Genomic DNA, 15,790 nt, shown 5'->3' with positions numbered 1-15,790 from the left:
CGCCAAATATTTCACAAAAACAGCAGCAGTTGTATGATTCATCCGCATTGACCTTGCTAAGGAGTGAGTACACATGAGCGCAAGAATAAAAGATGTAGCTAAACGAGCGGGTGTTTCTGTCACCAGTGTGTCCCGAGTTCTGAATAGTGAGAAATATATTAGCCAACATATTCTTGAGAAGGTGAACCAGGCGATCAAGGAATTGAACTACACCCCAAGCCAGATTGCCCGCAGTTTAAAAAAGCAGAAAACCGATACAATTGGTGTCATCGTTCCCGATCTCACGAATTATTTCTGCTCAACTATATTAAGCAGTATTGAGGAAAGTGCCAGCGAATATGGCTACAATCTAATCGTCTGCAATATTGCAGAAAATCTGGATAAGGAATTAAAATATCTGTATGCTGTTCAGGAGATGCGGGTAGACGGAATCATCATCATGCACCAAAAGGTGAACGAACGTATCCTTTCTTTTATAGAAAGTGCTTCTATGCCTATCCTGTTCTCTTGTGTCCGCTCCCCGCTGCCGGACAGGTTCTCTGTGCTGATTAATGACTATCAGGCGGCACTGGATGCCACCGAATATCTGATCGGCCTCGGTCATCGCCAGATTGCCTTCCTGGGTGGGGATCTGGAGGATGTAACGGCAGGCCGTAGTCGCTATCAAGGTTATTTGGATGCCTTAAACAAATCCGGTATTCCGCTCAATCCTAATTTCATCAGGTTTGGCAACTATAAACTCGAAAGCGGACGATTAATGATGCAGGAGATTCTGGAGCAAGGAGAGCGGCCTACTGTTGTTTTTGCTGCCAGTGACGATATGGCAGTAGGTGCCATGAACTGTGCGCTTGATTATGGACTTAGTGTTCCTGAGGATATATCTGTCATGGGATTTGACGACAGTCTGATTGCAGAGGCCGTCAGGCCAATGCTTACTTCTATGCAGCAGCCTGTCCGGGAGCTCGGACGGACTTCGCTTGAATATCTGCACAACTTAATTCAAGAAGGGGAGCAGCCGGACTGTAAAGACATTTATCTGCCGCACCGGATCATGGAGCGGGCAAGCTGTCGAAGAATATAATATGAAACACTGTACATGCAGGTCCGTCTAGGTTGACGGACCTGCTTTTTTTTTATATCAATTACGAACAAAACAATCGACTAACTTTAATATAAATCGACTGAAAAGCAGGAGTTCTTTTAACAAGAAATGATTATGCTAGTGAAGAAAAGTTTTCCGGTATCGATACCATATGAGTGATTACGGTGAGAAAGAGGTACAGGCCATGCATAAAGATATCATCACGGTTGAGGGTAAGCTCACTCCGCTTAGTTCTAAAACTCATATTACTTACCAATTCCACTTGGATTACCCCTTGTCTTCACTGGAGATCGATTTCAGGTATGCACCCAAACAGTTTTTAGACAGAGAAGCATCACAGCCGCTTATATTAGAAGCTATCGAGATATACTCCGATCCGGCTTGGGTGGCATTGCATAAGAAGCAATGGGACAATTTCTATCCCTTGCAGAATTTGTTGACATTATCTCTGGATAGCCCCTTGGGCTTCCGCGGCTCAGCACACCGGCATGCTCCAGAGCAGAAGCACATGATCTGCCCGGATGGGAGCAAGACTTCTCCCGGGTTCATCTCAGGGGACATTCCCTCCGGAGTATGGAAGATAACGATCAGCGTGCATTGTGTTGTTACACCCGATTGCCGCTATGAATTATTTGTGAGGGGGACCGGCAGATGAGATGGCTTCCATTTGAGCTTCATACCCATACTCCCCATAGTGATGGGACACATTCTCTACTGGAGATGTGCCGGGCAGCAGCAGAGCTTGGGCTTACAGGCATCGCGCTTACAGATCATAACACCGTATCGGGACTGGCAGATGCTGAAGCTGTCAGCAGGGAGACAGGCATTACTATCATTCCCGGCATGGAATGGACGACGTTTTACGGCCATATGCTGACCCTTGGCGCTCCTTATTGCGAATGGAGGGATCTCGGTCCCTACGATATTCATAAGGGCATCGCTCGTGTTCATGAGCAGGGAGGCATCGTGGGCATTGCCCATCCTTACAGCTTCGGCAGTCCGATCTGTACAGGCTGCCACTGGGATTACACCGTAAGCGACTGGAATCAGATTGATTATATGGAGGTATGGCATGAAACGAACCCTTCCATGAAGAATCATAATGTGCCTGCTTTCAGACAATGGACCGAGCTGCTGAACGAAGGGTACAGGATATCCGCTACAGCCGGTAGGGATTGGCATAGATCCGATTCGGCGGACAAGCTGGCGGCTTACACGTATATTGGCCTTCCCGATGCACCATTGCCGCATTCATTAACTGATATCATTAACGCAATCAGGCAGGGACAGATCTGCCTAAGTATGGGGCCGCTTCTGGAAGTCAGTCTTTCTCTTGGAGCTGACCAATATGGACTTGGGGACGAGGTTCCCTTAGCCATCAGGGAGGACCATCCTGTTGCAGGGATGACTGTACAGATCACACGTTCAAACCAGCCTGAGCGTCCTTGGGGACCGGAGGAGGGCAGCCTGATCATCGTAGATTCTAATTTGGGGGAGCTGGCAAAAGTACCGGCCTTCGGGTATAACGGATTGCCTATTATGCTGACAACCGCAGGATTGCGATGGCTGCGTGTACGGCTGTTTGGCATCATCGACGGAATCCTGACAACCATTGCCTGCACCAATGCGATTTATTTCGCAAGCGGGCAGCGGGATGAAGAATAATTGCAAAGGAGGGATAGCAATGCAATATCCGAAGCTGATCGCCCATGCAGGCTGCGAGGGAACGAGCTACAATTCGCTTGAATCCTGTGAAGCCGGAGTGAAGGCGGGGGCTCCTATTCTAGAAGTGGATGTCAGAGTAACCAAGGATAATGTGGCTGTTCTCCAGCATGATGATGAGCCTTCCGTCCACCAGTTGAATTATGGGCAGCTGCTGGAGACAGGGCAAAAGCCGGAGACGCTGAACCGGGTATTAACACGGTTCAGTCAGTTGCCCGTCGCCTTCAATCTGGATCTCAAAACAGAAGAGGCGGGGTTGGCGGCCATAGCTGATGTAACAGCCACATCTACCTGGAGTCAGGTATGGTTCACAGGGGCCACAGGGCTGATAGCGAATTCCGGATATTCCAGACATGTAATGTGGAATTTACCGAAGGAACTCAGTGAGTTGGACGAAGTAAGCTATCGGCAGCAAACGGCAGAGCTGTGCCATCGAGCGGCTGAAGCGAAGTTCGGCGGTGTGAATATCCAATATGAATGCTGCCGGCCTTATTTGGTTCAGCAGGCCCATCTTCACGGGTTGCAGGTTTGGATCTATACATTACCCTATGATCAGGACTTGTTCTTTAAATATATGGACATGGGCGTAGATGCAGTTACTGTCTATGAGGTGAAGAAGTTTGCAGCGCTGAGAGCTGTTATGCCTGAGGACGGCGGGGCATGAAGAGCAGCGCTCCCGCCCTCACCCTGCTGGAATTGGCCGGACCGCTGTTTCTGAGCCAACTGGTGCAGACGGTTATCTTCACAATCGATACCTTGATGCTTAGCAATTATTCTGATCTTGCCGTTGCAGCCATAGGTACGGTCTCGCAATTGCTCTCTACAATCAATCTGCTGTTCGGATTCGCCACCATAGGGGCCGGAATCATTATGAGTCAATTGAACGGCTCGGGGAAGCGGGCCGAGGCGGCCGATGTCGCCCGGACCGCAATAATAGCGAATCTGCTGCTCGGTGGTATAGCTAGCATAGGACTGTTCTTATTCCCTGAACCGGTCCTGCGCGCCATCTCCTTGCCTGAAGAATTGATGCAGTACGGGACAGTATTTCTATCGGTGACAGGACTTGCCTCCTTTGCCACGGCCTTCATTATGACTGCGGAAATGACCTTGCGCATGAACGGTATGGTCAAGCGGATGCTTCTGCTGTCCTTCGCGATGGTCGCTCTCAATACGTTTGGCAATTATATAATGCTGTATGAACCGTTCGGCCTGCCTTCCTATGGGGTTGAAGGTGTAGCATGGGTGACTTTCGGAAGTAAGCTGGTTGGTGTGGCGTTGGCTGTGTTCCTGTTGATCCGTGCGATGGGCCAAACTCTGTTCAGCGTTAAAGGCATCTTACTCCGACTTGCTGATTTACGGGAAATCTTCAAGCTGGGTATTCCTTCAGCAGGTGAGAATCTCTCCTATTCTGCTTCTCAGGTAGTCATTATGATGATGGTAACGCTTCTCGGGACTACAGCCATCACCACTAAGATATACACACAAACGCTTACCGGATATATTTTCCTGTTATCTGTCTCTATCGGTCAGGCGACTTCGATTATGATTGGTCATCTGATTGGAGCTGGAAAATCGGAGAAGGCGAGTACCACCGGGCTTAGGCATCTGAAAATCGGTCTCTTCCTGAGCTGCTCCGTCAGCCTGTTGCTGTATCTGGTATCCAAGCCACTGATGGGTTTGTTTACGGAGGACAGCAATGTCATTATCATGTCTGCCAACCTGATCCTGCTGTCCGTCCTGCTGGAAGCTGCCCGTGCCTGCAATGTTATTATGATTGCTTCGCTGAATGCCAGCGGTGAAGTGAAATATCCTGTCATTATGGGACTTATTCTGATGTGGGGAGTAAGCGTCCCTGCGGCTTATCTGTTCGGTATCGTATGGGGTTACGGGATATACGGCATTTGGCTGGCTTTTATTATAGATGAATGGATTAGAGCCTACTTCATGCTCCGACGCTGGAAATCAGAGAAGTGGCGGCAAATTCGCTTGTCTGCTATCGATACCAAATACAGAAGCACAGAATTGCAGCCCGATTCCGGAGCTGTCTAACGTTAACTTTACACAATATTTTTATTCTCCAAAATGAATAGTAGGGAGGGATAGTCCCCTTGTCCGACCACATGTCAAAGGCTACACCGCTGGGCGTCTTAAACCAACGTATGCTGCATAAACGCAACAAAATGATCCGGAGGCAGCCTCCGTTTGCCTGGTATCTGTTTCTTCTGCCCACCTTGCTTGGCATTTCGGTGTTCATGATCTACCCGCTGGCTGAGTCGCTGCGGCTCAGCTTCACCAAGGGGGCTGATGAGCGGTTCGTTGGACTGGAGAATTACGTGAGTGTGCTGGAATCAGGCACCTTCTGGTATTCGGTGTACAACACGCTCTACATTACCGTCTTCCAGCTTCTGATTGCCATTCCACTAGGTTTCATCATTGCTTGTCTAATCAACAATTTACGTCGTGGCTCAAACTTCTTCAAGGTGCTGTTCTATCTGCCCAATGTCACTTCTATTGTTGCAGCTGCCACTGTCTTTCTGGCGCTTCTACATCCCGATGGGCCACTCAACTATGTGCTGCAATTGCTCGGTTTCGAGAAGGTAGTCTGGCTGTCACAACCCCTCTCTGCCAAGTGGGGGGCGATCATTCTCTCTGTTTGGCATTGGCTGGGCTTCGTCATCATTATTAATCTGGCCAATTTGCAGGCGATATCAAGCGACTACTATGAAGCGGCTTCTATAGATGGGGCTTCACGTTTCAAACAGTGGCTGTACATCACCCTGCCAAATATGCTTGGAAGTCTGACTGTCCTGTTTATCATTGGCTGGATCGGCGGCTTGCAGCGGTTCTCCGACGCTTATATGCTCGGTGGCTTGCAGGGAAGTCCGGCGCGGTCCTTGCATACTGTTGTAGGGTTTATATTCGAAAGAGGGTTCGGTGGGCATGAATATGGTCTGGCCTCTGCGGCGTCATATATTCTATTCCTCTTTATACTTGCTTTCACTTATATCAATACCAAGGTCACGAAGATGAAAATATAAGGAGGAGACTCGTAACATGTTGAGCGTAACAGGAAAAGGGAAACTGTCGGGCGGATTGCTGTTCCTGCTCCTGCTTGGTATGGGTGTGCTGATGTTGTATCCCTTTCTCTGGATGTTAAGCGTCAGCTTGGAAAGAAGCAGCAACATAGCCGTTCCGTTTCCACCGCGGATCATTCCTGAACAGTTCTCCATATTCAACTATAAACTGGTATTCGAGAATGGGGTTCTGTTCAAGACCTATGCCAATTCAGCTATCATTTCATTGTTCAGTGTCATTCTCAGTGTGTCTTCTGCCCTGCTGGCCGGCTACGCCTTCTCCAGGGGGGAATTCAGAGGCAAGAAATTCCTATTCTTCGCAGTCCTGGCCACCATGATGATTCCGTTCGAGGCCAGACTGATTCCGATGTTCAGTATGTTCAATGATCTCGGTATGATTAATACCAAATATCCCCTGATATTTCCGGCGATCATTAATGCGCTAGGTATTGTGTTGGTGAAGCAGTATTTTGACCGTCTCCCTGAAGGGTTACGTGAATCAGCCAAGATTGATGGGGCCAATGAGTTCACAATCTTTATCCGTATTTTCGCTCCCCTGACCGGACCGATTACAGCAACACTGGCGATTCTGGCCTTCCAGGACAGCTGGAATTCCTTCCTGTGGCCGCTCGTTGTCATCAACGATCAGGATATGAAGACCGTACCGTTATTTCTTTCCAGCTTCTCTTCAGAGAATGGCAACCGGTTGGTGGGGGTTACGATGGCTACAGCGGCAATGAGTATTCTGCCGATCCTGCTTGTGTTTCTCTTTTTACAAAAATACATTATTCGCAGTATTGCCCTTAGCGGCTTGAAGGGAGAGTGATAACTGGAGAATGCGAGGTCACTTCAAGCGACAGGACTGGTAAGCAGGCAAGTGGCAATTTATAAAAAATATAATGGAGTTAGGGGAGCTAACAATGTTTAGTAAATCGACCCTGAAGTTGACAGGAACGCTGCTGCTGGCGTCTACTATGATTCTAAGTGCATGTGGGACAAACGGTAATTCGAACGGGGCAGTGAAGGCCAATAATGAGCCGGCAGAAACTGAAGGCACCAAAAGTGCAGTGGCGGCGAATGAAGCTCTGACAGGAACACTGAAAGTACAACTTGTGGGCGATTTCTCGCTGGAGGACAAGACCGATGCAATCTCAGGCAAAACCTCCAAGGGTGTAAAGGTGCTGAAAGAGGAGTTCGAGAAGCAGTATCCTAACGCAGCTGTCGAGTTTGTACTTATGGGCTGGGATAACTACAACGAGAAGACTCAAACTATGCTTCAATCAGGAGCAGCCGATGTATATCAAGTGCCTGGGATTGCCGCTTTTGCCGAACAAGGTCTGCTGGAGCCGTTGCAGTCCTACATTGATAAAGACAGCTATGATCTGGGGAGTTATCTGAATGGACAGGTGGATGGCTGGAAGGCCATGGGACCGGATGATCAGGAGCTACAGATTTATGGCTTGCCTTTTATCGGCGATGCGCGGGTAATTGTATATGACCGGCAGTTGTTCGATGAATGGGGTGTGGAATATTTGTCCGAGTCTCCGACTATCGAGGAGGTCATGGAGAAAGCCTCCAAGATGACAGGCAAGAACCCCAAAACGGGCGAACAGAACTATGGTCTGACCTTCAAGGGCGCCGATGCTGCCGATACTGTAATGAATATTAATGAATCGCTGGGTGGACAATGGGGCACAGGATTCTTGTGGAAGGATATGAAGCTGAACTTCGAAAGCGAGACCATGGTGAAATCAATCGATTGGTTGAAAGAAGCGATTAAGTATGCACCGGAGGGCGTAATGGCCGGACAAGGCTCTGAAAACTTCCTGACGGAAAATAACAACATTGCGATCAACCTGCGTGAAAGTCCGGGATTTATCAATGGTCTGGCCAACTTTGGGCTTGAAGACCGCTACGAGGCGGCCTTGCTGTTCAAAAATCAGGATACAGGTATGGGCGGCATGTTCGCCGGAAGCCCGTTCGCAATTGGAGCATCCAGCAGCAAAAAAGACCTGGCTTGGGAATGGTTGAAATTCAGCGGCAGCGAGTTCTTCCAGCAATATATGTGGGATGAACAGCGTTCGCAGAGTATGCCAGTCATCAAGGCAGCTGAGAAATGGCCTTCTGTTCAGGAGATTGGACAAATGGACATTATTCTGAAGCAAATGGGCCAGCTGTGGACACCACGTTATCCATACCGCTCCGGTCAACCGCGCTATATTCTGTCAGAGAATGTAGAACGTGTTCTGTTAGGTGAACTAGGTGCGGCCGAAGGAATGAAGAAGGCTCAGGAGGAAGGCACTAAATGGTTGGCCGATCAGCAGTAATGCTATGATGTAGACTATAGAGAAGTCTTGCCCTGGCAAAATGTAACTGACTAATGTATTCATACGGAAAATGTGCCGGCATAAGGCGATACCTAATTCGATAGGGAGTTGTCCATAAAGCCATGAATGGGCTGCTTGGGACAGCTCTATTTTTTACACGGATTGATGTGTGTGCTTAGGTGGGCACTTCGCAAATGGACCGTTGTTCCAAGCGCATTATTCTATGATTTTCCAAACGATCGTCGCAGGACAAGAACGTAGTCCCATAAGAACCCGCGCCCAGCGCGGTTTTTCTGTTTTATGCCGAAAATGGACAAGAACATGATTAGACATTCGTTTGTCGAAGACACCGGATATATTTGAATTGCATAAGAAGAGGACGATAATTATGAAAGTCCGCTGCTATAGAGAAATAGGCGAGTTGATTCTTCTTAATAGAGAAAAACACGGCTTAACTTTCAAAATATTGTAAAATCAAAATTAGTATAGTAACCTATTTGTATAATATTCCCACTAAAGAATATTATATTGTTTTATTCTATTTAGGAGGTGAGAAAATGAAGAAAAAATTTCTAGCTATCGTTTTTGCATTCGTTATGTGTGCATCAGTATCTAGTACTGCTCTAGCCGATGGTAGAGGAGGTGGCAAAGACCTTCCTGGTGGCAATCCTCCTCCTCCTCCAGCCTATTGCCCTAACGGAATTCATGGGCCTTGTTATTTGCCTTAGAGAAATTTATGCACCTTAGATATTGCCTGATTAATGCAATGATTTGGCGGGAGAATTCCTCCCGTCACTTCATTTCTAAGACGGCCACTTTGTTAATACAACTCCCTAATATAACTCCAAAGATTCTTACTTAAAAAGCGAATATTAGGGGGAGTGTGTCAAATAGTTTATTATACTCCGGTCTAATACTTTATTTTCTCCATACACTTGTCTGGGGTATAGAAACAACATAGTTATGAAACAGACATTAAGGTTATGAAGTTGTCTGATAATAAAAGTTGGCACAACAACCCAGACATCATAAGCCGTCCTGAAATCTCAGGACAGCTTTATTTTTTTAATGGAGACTAAGAGCAAATTGTTGAACAATTATTATTGTTTGGTGATAAAAAAGTTGGATGCTTCGCAGCCTTCTTTTTGCTTCCTCTCAGATATCATGGCGCGATTACGGAGTATTGAATCGTTTTGCAACGGCCCCCCTGTTCCGTGTAAGATAATATGGAGGGGGCTTGTCATTATGACGGTAGGGCTCCGTTCAACGGAAACCTTTCTTTAATGATAAAAAGTTCGGTGAAACGTTAAAGCGAATTTGGCAAGAAAAGCTTCAGCTTGCGCAGGGTCATTCCTCACGGAGCGGGCTTCGAATAGAGGTGAATGAATATTGCCGACGATTATGGTAGTGGATGACGACGCCCTTGTCCGCGAACTGGCAGGGCTGTTATTAAGAGACGAAGGTATGGACGTCGTAGAGAAAACGGATGGTCTCGAAGCCTGGGATTATTACTTGCATCATTCCGTCGATTTAATCATTTTGGATATTATGATGCCCGGCATGGACGGTTGGGAGCTGTGCAGAAAGCTGCGGGAGGCCGGGGACAAGCCGATGCTGATGGTCACGGCCAAAAAGGAGTCGCTGGACAAAGTCAAAGGCTTTCGATTGGGGACGGACGATTATTTGACCAAACCTTTTGATCCGATGGAGATGGTTATGCGGGTCAAGGCACTGCTTAAAAGGTATCGGATCGCTACCTCCCATATCGTGAAGCTCGGTCGAGTCATTCTCGATAAAACGAGCTACCAGGTTCACTTTTCCGATACGGGCGAAGAATGGGCTCTTCCTTTAAAAGAATTTGAGCTGCTTTACAAACTGGCCAGTTATCCCGGGCAAATTTTTACGCGCGACATGCTGATCCGCGACATCTGGGGTTACGCGTACAACGGGGATGAACGCACCGTGGACACGCATGTCAAACGTCTGCGCGACAAGTTTGAGCAGTATGCCGAAGATTTCCGCATCGTAACGATGCGCGGCATGGGCTACCGTCTGGAGGCGTATCATGATTAACTCGCTCTATGCCCGCGTCGTGTTCACGTTTCTGGGAGTCGTCATAGTCAGCCTGCTCTCGGTTTTAATCGTTCAAAGCTATTTCTACAAAGGCCATATCGAAGCGACAGTGGAAGAGAAGATGATTGGCAATGCCCAAATGATCATTCAATTATATAAGAAATTGGCTCCGAAGGATGCGAAGGCTTTCGTGGAAGTAAGCAATTCTATGCCCTTTTATAAGATACGATTTTATGACAGCGCTGGAACGCTGCTGAACCCGGGGAGCGCTGCTCCAGACCGGCAGAAGGATCAAACTTATCTGCAGCAAGTGCTTAAGCAAAACAAAATTTATCACAACGGGTCCAGCGATGATGACGAGATTACGGTTGGCCTGCCTTTTGCGCTGAACGGTTCGCCGCACGTCTTGTTGGTTACGACTCAGACCAGTTTTGTCCTCGACGAAATCGATTCCTTGATCCGGTATCAGCAGCTGTTTACTCTCGGTTTGGGAAGTATTCTGGTGTTGATCGCTGCGCGGTATATGGTCAGGCCCCTTCGGAAGCTGACGCATGCAACGCAAAGAATGGCCAGGGGTGATTTTAACGTTGGCCTGTCTACCAAACGTCGTGACGAAATTGGACAGCTTACCCTAAGCTTTAACGCGATGGCGGCTGAATTGGGAAGGCTGGATATGCTCCGTCGGCGGTTTGTTTCCGATGTATCCCACGAAATCCAATCTCCTCTAACGTCGATCAAAGGATATACCCGTGTGCTGAAGATCAAGTCCATGGACGAGAAAACCCGTATGCGGATGTTGAATATTATCGACGAGGAGAGCGACAGGCTGTCCCGGCTGTGCGACGATCTGCTGGAATTGACCAGCCTGGAGCACGAGCATGCAAAGCCCGCCCCGCAAAAGTTTTGTCTCGACGAGCAACTGCGTAAAGCTGTCATTCGCCTGGAACCGCAATGGTCTGCCCGCAATCTGGATATGCAGCTAATGCTGGAACCGATAACCATTGTGGCGGATGAAGACAAGATGAATCAGGTGTGGAACAACTTGCTTGGCAATTGCATCAAATTTACCGCCGATCATGGAAAGATAATGGTGGAGTCCTTCAAGAAAGGCGAAAGCGCAGTCGTCCGAATGACGGACAATGGAATCGGCATACCTGAGGAGGAAATCAGCCAAATTTTCAAACCGTTCTACAAAGTGGATAAAGCGAGAAACCGCAATGTTAGCGGCAACGGAATCGGTCTTTCCATCGTCAAGCGAATTGTCGATCTTCATCATGGAAAAATTGAAGTGTCCAGCAGATTGGGGGGCGGAACCTCCTTCTCGATCACACTTCCCCTCGAAGATACAAAGCCCGAATTGTAATCCTCCGTTCAAACTGAGGACAAATTCGGGCTTTATACTATCCTCGAAAGCCAATTTTATATATTTTGATCAGAAGGAGGACCAAAAATGAAAGTATTGATTGCCATCTTGACCCTCCTGACATTCAGCATGTCGGGAACCTATGTCCAGGCGAAGGAGAACCGGAAGCAGCCGCCCCCCGCAACCGCAGCCGCCGAACGCCAGCTTTGGCAATCGAAAGGGTATGGCCATATAATCGAAATAGAAGGCCAATCCGTTAAGGTCTACAGCTACACCAAGGACAGCTTGGTACCGTTCGGGAAAGGAAATATCGATAACAACGGCGACATTTATATTAATGAAATTTACGACAACACCAAATCCCTGGAGCAATTTAATGCCCCACGATTTCCGATGGGCCGCTTCGTTAACGGCAGCTTGACCGATGGCTTGGGGTACGTGCAGCATCTCACACGGATCGATAATCTTCCCAAGGTGAAGTATAACGGATTCAGCAATGATCCCGTACAAAATTTTGAAGTATTCTGGCAATCCTTTGAAGAGAATTTCAGTTTCTTTCCGCTCGTCAAAGTGAATTGGAAAGAGGTGTACAAAGAGTATCGGCCCAAAGTTGGCGCCGCTACCTCCGAGAAGGAACTGGAGGACATTTTGACGCAAATGTTTCAAAAGCTGAACGACGGACACAGCGTCATATTCGGTAAAAAGGGTATGATCTTCTCCAAGTCCAAAGTTGAGCGAGAGGAATTTTTCGAAGCCAATTCGAAGTCGATGCAACGAAACGTCGAAGACGGATATATAAAAGGGGCGGTAAAGAGCAAGCTCGACGGGCGCATTGTTTATGGCCAAACGAAAAGCGGCGACGCTTACATCAAGCTGATTGGTTTTGACGAGTCCGATCCGCAGAAAGTTGACCAAGCGCTGGCGGAAATGGTGCAGGATCTGGCGAACTGCCGCAACTTTATGATCGATATGCGCTTTAATGAGGGGGGCGAGGACTTCTTCGGGTTAAAAATAGCCGGCTTGTTTGCCGAGAAACGCAAGCTGGCGTATGCCAAACAGGCCCGAACAGGCGGATACGAGCAATTCTCCAAACCTACGCAGGTATATATCGAACCGGGAGCAAAGCAGTTTTCAGCTGACAATATTGTGGTGCTGACCAGTCCGCTAACGGTAAGCGCCGGCGAGACAGGGACGATGGCCTTAAAAGCATTGGACAAAGTAACGGTTATCGGGGAAAAGACGTGCGGATACTTTTCGGACATGCTGCTTAGACTGTTGCCGAACAAACAGTTATTCTCCCTGAGCAACGAACGCTATACATCGCCTGACGGCACTAATTACGAGCAGCGCGGCCTGCCGCCGGACGAAAAGATCATGATCAAGCAAGCCGATATTGATGCCGGCAAGGACCCGGTGATGAACCGAGCTTTGGAATTGCTTAAAAAGAAGCTATAAGGGATATCCCTTTCACTCATCGGGACTCCTCCAATGGGATAAAATACAAGCCCCTGGCAAATGTAAATGCCGGGGGTTTTTGGGCGTTCATTCCGCAAAATCACCGGTCATCATGCGAAATTACCTGGGCCCTTTCTAGAGGATCACAAAGCGCGCCTTGTATTGGTTTCTTACCCCCGTATAGTCCGAATTGAACCTGGTGGAGGGACTTTGGAAATGTGCCTCAGAAAACGCTGATTTGTTGTAGACTGAGAAGGATTTAGCTAAGAGGCAGCTATAATTCTAATATACATTTACATTACGAATAATCCGAAGATATACTAATTGCAGTGGATATATCATCCAATTTGTTCTTAATCAATGAAAGATCACTAAATTATAAAGAGGGGTTGCATTAAACTGAGCTTGTTTGTTTATGCGGTCACAAGCTAATTTTGTACAGCCCTGTTCCTTTGCCCGATCGGGAGTGGTTTCATAATTACTCCTTCCATTGATCGATATGATGTATTATGGCGTCATATAAAAATTCGGCTAAATCTTCATCGCTATGTTCGAGATAATAATTTGAAATCCCGAGGGTGATCCTATTAAAATTTCCATCGAAGAAATCAGCAGAGATCAAGAAGAGGAGATCCGCATCAGGTGTCATGAAGTGGATGACGAAATAAACGAGATTGTAAATAAGCTGACAACAGAAGCTCTCGTTATACTGGGATATCAGGATGACAGTGTGAGCCGTATTAATCTCAGTGATATCTATTATTTCGAGGCCGTTGACGGAAAGGTGTTTGTGTACAGCAAGAACAAGGTGTATGAAGTCAAACAAAAGCTGTATGAGCTAGAGGAATTATGCAGTGAAAAGAACTGTTTTCGTGCATCCAAATCTACGATTTTGAATATTGCCAGGATTGCAAGTATTCATCCGTCTATAAGCGGCCGGTTCGTAGCATTGCTTGATAATGGGGAACGTGTAGTTATCTCAAGACAGTATGTACCTGTGCTCAAAAACAGACTTGGATTATAAGGGGGGATCGACATGAGGTTTTCTGAATTTGTAAAAGAGACCATTAGGGAGTTCTTGATGATCTTCGCATCCGTAGTCATTATAATTACAATTTTACGGCAAATTTTTGCTCCCGATATAGCCTTTGATCTGAAGTCGATATATATCCTTATGGCCTTTTCATTTTTGAGTGCATTAACGGGAATTATTTTGTATGCTCCTCATGGGATAAGTGAGAAGAGAATGCGTGTCCGAATTGTCGTCCATTTCTTCACCTTAGAGTTCCTTTTGATTTCTCTTGGCAGCTTAATTGGTGCTGTAAGTAGTGTATCCGGCGCACTCACTCTTGCAATCGAAATTGCAGTGGTTTATGCCATAGTTCGTCTATTGTCCTATGAGAATGATAAAAAGGAAGCAAACAGGATCAACGAAAGACTAAAGGCAGTTAAGAAAGGAACTTACGAGTAGTCTATACAATCATAAAGCAGCATTTAAGGCTCTTTAAAAGAAGGCGGTAAGCTCTATGCTTACTGCTTTTTTGCATCTTATTGGTTCGTGGATACAGCTTATCGTTTTTCTATATACACTCTTTTCGCAGTTTTTTATGATGAGTTCATTAGAATATCTAGAGTTGAAAATCCTATTCGGGATTTATGAAATTGATTTTCATTTACTATTAAGTGGGGGTAGAACATGACGACCTGTATTATGGAGGATGTGCGTACGATAATCGAAGTTTCAGACGTGGTCAAAAAATACAATAATCTCGATGTGATGAAAGGGGTTAATCTGAGCATACGTGAAGGTGAGATATTTGGGTTGCTAGGACCTAATGGGGCTGGGAAGTCTACGTTGATGAATACGATATTAGGACTTTTACGTTTTAACAGTGGCTCAGTGAAGATATTCGGCAAAGACTTTTCAACACATGCAACAGAAATTAAACGTGAAATTGGTTACGTTCCTCAGGAAATTGCTGTATTTGAAACGTTAAATGCGATAGATAATGTCACTTATTGGGGCGGATTGTATGGTCTGCGAGGAAATGAGTTAGCACAACTGGTTAAGAAGGCACTGGAGTTTACTGGTCTGTGGGACAGAAGGAAATCGAAAGTGAGCACCTTTTCAGGCGGCATGAAGCGAAGGCTCAATATTACTTGTGCGATTGTGCATAAACCGCGTGTTCTATTTATGGACGAACCGACGGTTGGGGTTGATCCGCAAACACGCAATCATATCTTGGAATCTATCCGTTTAATGAACAAAGAAGGCACGACGGTCATTTATACGACTCACTATATGGAAGAGATTGAAGCAATTTGTGACCGTGTTGCTATCATGGATTTTGGTCAGTTAATTGCACTTGGGACAATTGACGAATTAATCGCAGACCATATCCACGAACAGTGCCTAAGATTGGAACTCACTGCTAATACAGCGGAAGCTGTCAAATTAATCGAGTCCTTTGATGGAGTATTGTCCTTTAGTGTTAACAAAGAGATATTAGAAATTAAACTAGACAAAGATGACAGTTGTATTCCTCTTATATTGGAACAATTAATCAAGCAACACTTTAATATAAAATATATGGCAGTAGAAAAACCGGATTTGGAAACTGTTTTCCTCCAATTAACAGGTAAAAAGTTGCGTGATTAATTCGGAAAAGAGGAT

14 protein-coding genes are annotated in these 15,790 nt (G+C 46.6%); all 14 read left to right on the top strand.

Features of this window, described 5'->3' with window-relative positions:
* The first annotated feature begins 73 nt into the window (after positions 1-73).
* The 14 genes from AC3WT9_RS29495 to AC3WT9_RS29430 all read left to right on the top strand — a co-directional run bounded on the left by AC3WT9_RS29495 (position 74) and on the right by AC3WT9_RS29430 (position 15,775).
* A complete protein-coding gene (locus tag AC3WT9_RS29495) occupies positions 74-1,081 on the top strand; it encodes a LacI family DNA-binding transcriptional regulator (protein WP_341096573.1) in 1,008 nt (335 codons plus the stop codon).
* A 205-nt stretch (positions 1,082-1,286) separates the two neighbouring features.
* Entirely contained in the window at positions 1,287-1,757 is a 471-nt protein-coding gene (locus tag AC3WT9_RS29490) for a hypothetical protein (RefSeq protein WP_492408482.1), read from the top strand.
* Positions 1,754-2,767, top strand: a complete 1,014-nt coding sequence (locus tag AC3WT9_RS29485) for a CehA/McbA family metallohydrolase (protein ID WP_341096570.1) — start codon at positions 1,754-1,756, stop codon at positions 2,765-2,767. Before AC3WT9_RS29490 ends, AC3WT9_RS29485 begins: the two co-directional genes overlap by 4 nt.
* A gap of 19 nt (positions 2,768-2,786) precedes the next feature.
* Positions 2,787-3,488, top strand: a complete 702-nt coding sequence (locus AC3WT9_RS29480) for a glycerophosphodiester phosphodiesterase (RefSeq protein ID WP_341096569.1) — start codon at positions 2,787-2,789, stop codon at positions 3,486-3,488.
* The gene (locus AC3WT9_RS29475; protein WP_341096567.1) at positions 3,485-4,873 is read left to right on the top strand and encodes an MATE family efflux transporter; all 1,389 of its coding nucleotides are present in this window, start codon (positions 3,485-3,487) and stop codon (positions 4,871-4,873) included. The genes AC3WT9_RS29480 and AC3WT9_RS29475 overlap by 4 nt, the downstream gene beginning before the upstream one ends.
* A gap of 59 nt (positions 4,874-4,932) precedes the next feature.
* Complete coding sequence (locus AC3WT9_RS29470; RefSeq protein ID WP_341096565.1) at positions 4,933-5,862, top strand: carbohydrate ABC transporter permease; 930 nt, start codon at positions 4,933-4,935, stop codon at positions 5,860-5,862.
* 16 nt (positions 5,863-5,878) lie between these two features.
* Complete coding sequence (locus tag AC3WT9_RS29465) at positions 5,879-6,724, top strand: carbohydrate ABC transporter permease (protein ID WP_341096563.1); 846 nt, start codon at positions 5,879-5,881, stop codon at positions 6,722-6,724.
* A gap of 94 nt (positions 6,725-6,818) precedes the next feature.
* Complete coding sequence (locus AC3WT9_RS29460; RefSeq protein ID WP_341096561.1) at positions 6,819-8,225, top strand: extracellular solute-binding protein; 1,407 nt, start codon at positions 6,819-6,821, stop codon at positions 8,223-8,225.
* A 1,389-nt stretch (positions 8,226-9,614) separates the two neighbouring features.
* A complete protein-coding gene (locus tag AC3WT9_RS29455) occupies positions 9,615-10,298 on the top strand; it encodes a response regulator (RefSeq protein WP_341096559.1) in 684 nt (227 codons plus the stop codon).
* Positions 10,291-11,661 carry a sensor histidine kinase gene (locus AC3WT9_RS29450; RefSeq protein WP_492408477.1) on the top strand — a complete coding sequence of 457 codons (1,371 nt, stop codon included), beginning with the start codon at positions 10,291-10,293 and terminating at the stop codon, positions 11,659-11,661. The genes AC3WT9_RS29455 and AC3WT9_RS29450 overlap by 8 nt, the downstream gene beginning before the upstream one ends.
* 87 nt (positions 11,662-11,748) lie before the next feature.
* A complete protein-coding gene (locus AC3WT9_RS29445; RefSeq protein WP_341096557.1) occupies positions 11,749-13,116 on the top strand; it encodes a S41 family peptidase in 1,368 nt (455 codons plus the stop codon).
* A 652-nt stretch (positions 13,117-13,768) separates the two neighbouring features.
* Positions 13,769-14,140 carry a LytTR family DNA-binding domain-containing protein gene (locus tag AC3WT9_RS29440; RefSeq protein WP_256718263.1) on the top strand — a complete coding sequence of 124 codons (372 nt, stop codon included), beginning with the start codon at positions 13,769-13,771 and terminating at the stop codon, positions 14,138-14,140.
* A 12-nt stretch (positions 14,141-14,152) separates the two neighbouring features.
* Positions 14,153-14,587, top strand: a complete 435-nt coding sequence (locus AC3WT9_RS29435) for a DUF3021 family protein (RefSeq protein WP_341096556.1) — start codon at positions 14,153-14,155, stop codon at positions 14,585-14,587.
* 225 nt (positions 14,588-14,812) lie between these two features.
* Entirely contained in the window at positions 14,813-15,775 is a 963-nt protein-coding gene (locus AC3WT9_RS29430) for an ABC transporter ATP-binding protein (RefSeq protein WP_341096555.1), read from the top strand.
* Positions 15,776-15,790 lie beyond the last annotated feature (15 nt).

This window comes from Paenibacillus sp. EB106-06-01-XG199, assembly GCF_058791575.1.
Note: the sequence above shows the minus strand (reverse complement) of the source record. Positions and strands in the feature narration are given on the sequence as shown.